The following is a 6,548-nucleotide window of genomic DNA, read 5'->3' as shown; positions in this document are numbered from 1 at the left end:
AAGTGAAACGCCGTAGCGCCGATGGTAGTGTGGGGTCTCCCCATGCGAGAGTAGGGAACTGCCAGGCATCAAATAAGAAAAAGCCCTTTGCATCTGCAAAGGGCTTTTTTCGTTTTGTACGTTAATAAAAACAACATTTTTAATCCTTTCCTGTCCTTGCGTCTATAAATTCTACGGTAAAATAACGTCTATTTAATCAATCGGATGGAAAGATTGACGTGATCGAGACACCGTAAAAATACCCATAAAAAACCCGGCGCGTGGCCGGGTGTGAACGGCATAATTGTCATCCTGTTAATGGATAACCTGCGACAGGAAAGCGCGCGTGCGTTCCGATTTAGGGTTCGCAAAGAACTCCTGCGGTGGAGCAACCTCAACGATTTCACCACGATCCATAAAGATCACTCGATCAGCCACGGTACGAGCAAACCCCATCTCATGCGTGACGCATAGCATTGTCATACCATCTTCAGCCAAACCGATCATGGTATCGAGAACCTCTTTTACCATTTCGGGATCGAGTGCTGAGGTAGGTTCATCAAAAAGCATAATTTTCGGTTTCATACACAGAGAGCGAGCAATGGCCACACGCTGTTGCTGGCCACCTGAAAGCTGACCCGGAAATTTGTGGGCATGCTCAGCAATACGGACTCGCTCCAGATAATGCATAGCCAGCTCGTCAGCTTCCTTCTTTGGCATTTTACGTACCCATGAAGGAGCCAACGTACAGTTCTGCAAAACTGTCAGATGGGGAAATAAATTGAAGTGCTGAAATACCATACCTACTTCTGTTCGAACTTTCTCAATATTGCGGACGTCATCGTTGAGATGGATGCCATCTACCACAATTCGACCTTGCTGATGTTCTTCCAAATGATTGATACAACGAATAGTCGTCGACTTACCTGAACCGGAAGGGCCGCACAATACAATGCGCTCACGCGGTTTTACATGAAGATTAATATCTTTGAGAACATGAAATTGTCCGTACCATTTATTCACATTTTCGAGCGTAATCATCATAGCATTGGCAGATGGAGTGATAATTTGTGTCATTTAAAAAACCTCAGTGCGATTTACGCCCGGTGTGAAAGCGCTTTTCCAGATACTGGCTATAACGCGACATGCTGAAACAAAAAATCCAATAAACAAGCGCGGCAAATACGTAGCCTTCAGTGGACATGCCTAGCCATGCTGGATCGACAGTTGCCTGCTGAACGCTGCTGAAGAGATCGAAAAGGCCAATAATGATTACCAGGCTAGTGTCTTTAAATAGCGCAATGATAGTATTCACCAGGCCGGGAATAGTTAGCTTCAATGCTTGAGGTAATATAACCAGCATCTGAGTCTTCCAGTATCCTAACGCTAGCGACTCCGCAGCTTCATATTGGCCTTTCGGCAGCGCTTGTAACCCGCCTCTTACCACTTCTGCGACATACGCCGATTGGAAAAGTATGACGCCAACCAATGCGCGCACTAACTTATCGATAGTGGTGCCCTCGGCCATGAACAGCGGCAACATCACCGAAGACATAAACAGCACAGTAATTAGCGGAACACCACGCCAGAATTCAATAAATATTACTGAAAGCGAGCGTACAACTGGCATGTGTGAACGGCGTCCTAGCGCTAACAAAATACCCAATGGCAATGCACCGGCGATCCCAACAGCAGCGATAATTAACGTGAGCGTTAAACCACCCCATTGACGCGTTTCCACGCGCTCAAGACCAAAATATCCACCATACAACATGAACCAGACGATAATGGGATAAGTAACCGCCCAAGCAGCGATATAGCGCCCTCTGTATGGCAAATTCTTGATGAACATCGGAACAATTGAAAGCAGGCCAATAATCAGCGTCAGGTTAATACGCCAGCGCTGCTCATGTGGGTAAAGCCCATACATAAACTGACCAAAGCGCGAATGGATAAATACCCAACATGCGCCTTCTTTCGTGCAGTCAGCACGGGTTGTGCCAAACCAGTTAGCCTGAAAGATTAACCAATTCAATGCCGGTGGAATCACACTCCACATCACCCAGATGCAAAAGAGGGTAAGCAGGGAGTTCACCCAACCTGAAAACAGATTCTTACGTGCCCAACTCCAGGCGCGACTTATTGGCGTGGTAGGTACGGGCGGTGTTTCATGTGTAGTAACAGACATAGTTATCCCGTTCTCTTAACGCTCAACCAGCGCAATTTTGCGGTTGTAGAGGTTCATCAATAATGAAATCAACAAGCTGATAATCAGGTAAACGCCCATAGTTATCGCAATGGTCTCGATCGCCTGGCCAGTTTGGTTGAGCACGGTCCCGGCAAACAACGACACCATATCGGGATAACCGATAGCTGCGGCCAGAGAGGAGTTTTTCACTATGTTGAGGTATTGGCTGGTCAGCGGTGGAATGATGACGCGCATCGCCTGTGGAATAATGACCTGACGTAACGTGACTGGATGCGGTAAGCCCAGCGAACGCGCAGCCTCATGCTGTCCATACGGTACTGACTGAATACCAGAGCGTATAACTTCAGCGATAAATGACGATGTATAAATCGACAATGCCAGCGTTAACGCGGCCAGTTCAGGAATCATCACGAAGCCACCGCGGAAGTTAAATCCACGCAGTTGTGGTAAATCCCAATGGGTAGCGGCCCCAAATCCCAAATGTGCAATGAATGGAAAAATGACTAGCATAGCGATCGCTACGGGCCAGGTACGACGCAATTGGCCGGTTTTGCGCTGATGCGTCCGATTAAAACGAAACATCCCATAGCTAGCGGCAACGGCTAGCAGCAATGCGATAACAAAAGGCCAGGTTCCCGCTGCGTACGTAGGCCAGGGAACGTATAAACCTCGATTACTAACAAAAGCCATATCAAATGCACTTAATGCCTGGCGCGGTCCCGGCAAATTACGCAAAACGGCAAAATACCAAAAGAAAATTTGCAGCAGTGGCGGAATATTACGGAAGGTCTCGATATAGATATTAGAGATTTTACGCAGCAGCCAGTTTTCAGACAGGCGAGCAAGGCCAATAAAAAAACCTAAAAAAGAGGCAAACACGATGCAAAGGGCGGAGACCAGCAGAGTGTTAGTTAAACCAACCAGAAAGACACGCGCATAGGTATCTGCTTCTGTATAAGCAATAAGATGTTGGACGATACCGAAGCCAGCATTACGTTCCAGAAAACCAAAACCGGATGTTATCCCACGATTAGACAGGTTGATCACTGTGTTGTGGATGAGATACCCCACCACCGCAATGACCGCTACTATCGCGATTGTTTGGTAAAGCCAGGCGCGAACTTTGGGATTACCGAATGAAAAATCCCTTTTCACGATTGGGCGTTGCGACATGTTGAAACCTCAATGACAAAAGCTTTGGTGGGGCACCGAAGAATACGGTGCCCGATTGGCGAGGTGTAATTAACGTACCGGTGGCGCGTATTGAATACCGCCGTTGTTCCAAAGCGCATTCTGACCACGTGCGATTTTCAGCGCACTGTCTTTACCAACGTTACGGTCAAAACTTTCCTGATAGTTACCAACCTGCTTGATGATGTTGTAAGCCCATTTGTTATCAAGCTTCAAATCCTTGCCAAAGTCGCCTTCAGCACCCAGCAAGTGCGCCATATCCGGCGTGGTAGGTTTGGCCGTCATCTGATCAACGTTTTTAGAAGTGATGCCCATCTCTTCAGCATTTAGCATTGCGTAAAGCGACCATTTCACGATGGTGAACCAGTCATCATCACCACGGCGTACCACCGGTCCCAACGGCTCTTTTGAAATGACTTCAGGAAGCACGATGAATTCGTCTGGTTTACCCAGCTTAATGCGCAATGCATAGAGCTGAGACTGATCAGAAGCCAGCGTATCGCAGCGGCCGCTGTCGAGCGCTTTAGCTGATTCGTCAGAACGATCAAAGGTGACAGGTGTGTACTGCATTTTATTGGCTTTAAAGAAGTCCGCCACGTTCAGCTCGGTATCGGTGCCTGCCTGAATACATACGGTAGCGCCATCCAGCTCTTTAGCGCTTTTGAGACCCGCTTTCTGATGTGTCAGGAAGCCGATGCCATCATAATAATTCACACCAGCAAACAAAAAGCCCATGCCGCCATCACGCGCGGAGGTCCAGGTCGTATTACGTGAAAGGATATCCACTTCACCTGATTGCAGCGCTGTGAAGCGCTCTTTAGCCGTCAGTGGGGTGTATTTCACTTTAGTGGAATCCCCAAAGACTGCCGCCGCCGCTGCACGGCAAACGTCGACATCAATTCCCGTGAATTTGCCGTTGGAATCAGCGTAGGAAAAGCCCGGCAGGCCGTCACTGATACCGCACTGAACAAACCCTTTCTTTTTAATCGCATCCAATGTGGTTCCTGCATGCGCTTGCTGAGCAACGGCAAAGAAAGAAGCAGCAGCGACCAAAGTGGAGAGCATCATCTTTTTCATAAAGCATCCTGTGTGGCGGAATCGTGTTGTTATGTATTGCGCACTTTTTTGTGCGTTTTTTCCTGTCTGCGGCAGTCAGCCATTCACGACTTTGCAAAGCTGATGCCAGGTTTGCAGAATCATGAATTCCTTAGAAAGATCTGTTAATACTCCGAAGCACTTAGAAAGTTCCGCTAATATCGCGCACCAAAAGGAAGCATAGCGAGCCGACTCGATCACATTTAGTGCAATTAGTTTCACTATATGGAAGCAGTGTGAGAAGAGCCTCAGGATAAAATGTACAGACAGGACTTGTTGCTAATAAGGTCGGGAGGGATCACAAAAGCTCATAGACCGCGCAATAAGCGGCAACATAGGGGAAGAAACAGAAAGGGGAGGCAAGCAAGGCGATGAGAAAATATTACGTTTGCGATTGCAACACTCGTTACCATTAGGCGCTTGATCGTTTCACGCGTTTTTATTTGGCTTTGTTGCATAAAGCACAAATAAAAACGCCAACCCGAAGGTTGGCGTGATTAGCAGGTTGAACTAAAAATCAGTTCATACCGTATTTTTTCAATTTCTTACGCAGCGTACCGCGGTTGATACCCATCATCAAGGCAGCGCGAGTCTGGTTGCCACGGGTATACTGCATCACCATGTCCAACAGAGGCTGCTCGACTTCAGCCAAAACCAGCTCATACAGGTCACTAACGTCTTGACCATTCAGTTGAGCAAAATAGTTCTTCAGTGCTTGTTTTACCGAATCACGTAACGGCTTTTGCGTTACCTGATCTTGTGAGTTAACGGTAGAAACAGTCAGTACGTCAGAATTTACGCGTTGTTCGAACATAGTTCTTTCAGCTCTTTATTTCGTTACGCAAGATTTTCGAAGTATGCCTCCAACGCCTCCAGCTGTTCGCTGGCATCCTCAATGGCGTTGAATGTGCGCCGAAACTGGTCATTCGGGGCATGCTCCTGGAGATACCAAGAGACGTGCTTTCGCGCTATACGGTATCCCTTGCCTGAACCGTAAAAGTCGTGCAGCTCACGTATATGCGAAACAAGCAAGCGCTTCACCTCTGCCAAGGGCAGCGGAGCAAGCAGCTCCCCAGTGTCCAGATAATGCTGGATTTCCCGGAAGATCCACGGTCTTCCCTGAGCAGCACGTCCTATCATCAGAGCATCGGCTCCGGTGTAGTCGAGCACCGCTCGGGCTTTATGCGGGTCAGTTATGTCTCCATTCGCGATAATCGGAATAGAGACACTCTGCTTAACTGTCCGAATGCTGTCGTATTCAGCTTCCCCGTTGAACAGGCAGGCACGAGTGCGGCCATGTATCGTCAGGGCTTGAATGCCACAGCGTTCAGCCAATTGGGCAATCGCGACACAGTTCCTGTTTTCAGGATCCCAACCAGTACGAATTTTAAGCGTTACCGGCACATCCACTGCATTAACCACCGCGGAGAGGATAGATTCCACTGTCTCGGGGTATTGCAGTAAGGCCGAACCCGCCATTTTACGGTTAACTTTCTTTGCAGGGCAGCCCATATTAATGTCAATGACCTGTGCACCGGCATTAACGTTAACACGTGCAGCTTGGGCCATTTCGCTGGGATCGCAACCGGCAATTTGTACGGCACGAATACCTGGCTCATCGCTGTGCACCATACGTAACCGAGATTTGTCACTCGCCCAAACTTCAGGGTTTGATGACAGCATCTCAGAAACCGCCATGCCTGCACCCATCTCATGACAGAGCGTCCTGAAAGGCCTGTCGGTAATACCGGCCATAGGCGCTGCAATCAATCGATTTCTCAGCTGAAGGTTTCCAATACGCATGAAGTCGGGATGCCATACTGTGTCTGCAAGGCGGCGTATATTACGCATTTTTTCAGGAAGATGAAAGGCCAAACTTTGAACAATAAGCATGGAAAGATCAAGCGAATCGGGATGTTGTAAGCTTACATTAACTTTTATTATTTAAATTCAAACAGTTACTGGTTTATGCTGGAATTGTGAACAAACGTTTTTCCGATAAAGTTCAACAAAATGCCAGATATTAAACGTCACTTAGCGTGATTAACGATACATGTGGCGGAAGAAAAGGGTT

At 47.8% G+C, this 6,548-nt stretch carries 6 protein-coding genes; all 6 read right to left on the bottom strand.

The window, feature by feature from the left end:
- Positions 1-294 precede the first annotated feature (294 nt).
- Positions 295-1,056 carry an amino acid ABC transporter ATP-binding protein gene (locus SC127_RS07060; protein ID WP_279234001.1) on the bottom strand — a complete coding sequence of 254 codons (762 nt, stop codon included), beginning with the start codon at positions 1,054-1,056 and terminating at the stop codon, positions 295-297.
- Positions 1,057-1,066: 10 nt separating this feature from the next.
- Positions 1,067-2,167, bottom strand: coding sequence for an amino acid ABC transporter permease (locus tag SC127_RS07055; RefSeq protein ID WP_215845442.1), 1,101 nt, complete (start codon positions 2,165-2,167; stop codon positions 1,067-1,069).
- 15 nt (positions 2,168-2,182) lie between these two features.
- Positions 2,183-3,361, bottom strand: coding sequence for an amino acid ABC transporter permease (locus SC127_RS07050; protein WP_215845443.1), 1,179 nt, complete (start codon positions 3,359-3,361; stop codon positions 2,183-2,185).
- Positions 3,362-3,430: 69 nt separating this feature from the next.
- Entirely contained in the window at positions 3,431-4,456 is a 1,026-nt protein-coding gene (locus tag SC127_RS07045; protein ID WP_332625850.1) for an amino acid ABC transporter substrate-binding protein, read from the bottom strand.
- 535 nt (positions 4,457-4,991) lie between these two features.
- The gene (gene fis, locus SC127_RS07040; protein ID WP_003855228.1) at positions 4,992-5,288 is read right to left on the bottom strand and encodes a DNA-binding transcriptional regulator Fis; all 297 of its coding nucleotides are present in this window, start codon (positions 5,286-5,288) and stop codon (positions 4,992-4,994) included.
- A 23-nt stretch (positions 5,289-5,311) separates the two neighbouring features.
- Positions 5,312-6,277, bottom strand: a complete 966-nt coding sequence (dusB, locus tag SC127_RS07035) for a tRNA dihydrouridine synthase DusB (RefSeq protein ID WP_215848212.1) — start codon at positions 6,275-6,277, stop codon at positions 5,312-5,314.
- Positions 6,278-6,548 lie beyond the last annotated feature (271 nt).

The sequence above is a fragment of the Pantoea sp. T14 genome (genome assembly GCF_036663535.1).
Classification (GTDB): domain Bacteria; phylum Pseudomonadota; class Gammaproteobacteria; order Enterobacterales; family Enterobacteriaceae; genus Pantoea; species Pantoea phytostimulans.
This window is presented reverse-complemented; position numbering and strand designations above follow the sequence as displayed.

Bases quoted from the DNA above. Each gene is read 5' to 3' on its own strand.
- SC127_RS07060 (WP_279234001.1), bottom strand. From the start codon at position 1,056: ATGACACAAATTATCACTCCATCTGCCAATGCTATGATGATTACGCTC.
- SC127_RS07055 (WP_215845442.1), bottom strand. From the start codon at position 2,167: ATGTCTGTTACTACACATGAAACACCGCCCGTACCTACCACGCCAATA.
- SC127_RS07050 (WP_215845443.1), bottom strand. From the start codon at position 3,361: ATGTCGCAACGCCCAATCGTGAAAAGGGATTTTTCATTCGGTAATCCC.
- SC127_RS07045 (WP_332625850.1), bottom strand. From the start codon at position 4,456: ATGAAAAAGATGATGCTCTCCACTTTGGTCGCTGCTGCTTCTTTCTTT.
- fis (WP_003855228.1), bottom strand. From the start codon at position 5,288: ATGTTCGAACAACGCGTAAATTCTGACGTACTGACTGTTTCTACCGTT.
- dusB (WP_215848212.1), bottom strand. From the start codon at position 6,277: ATGCGTATTGGAAACCTTCAGCTGAGAAATCGATTGATTGCAGCGCCT.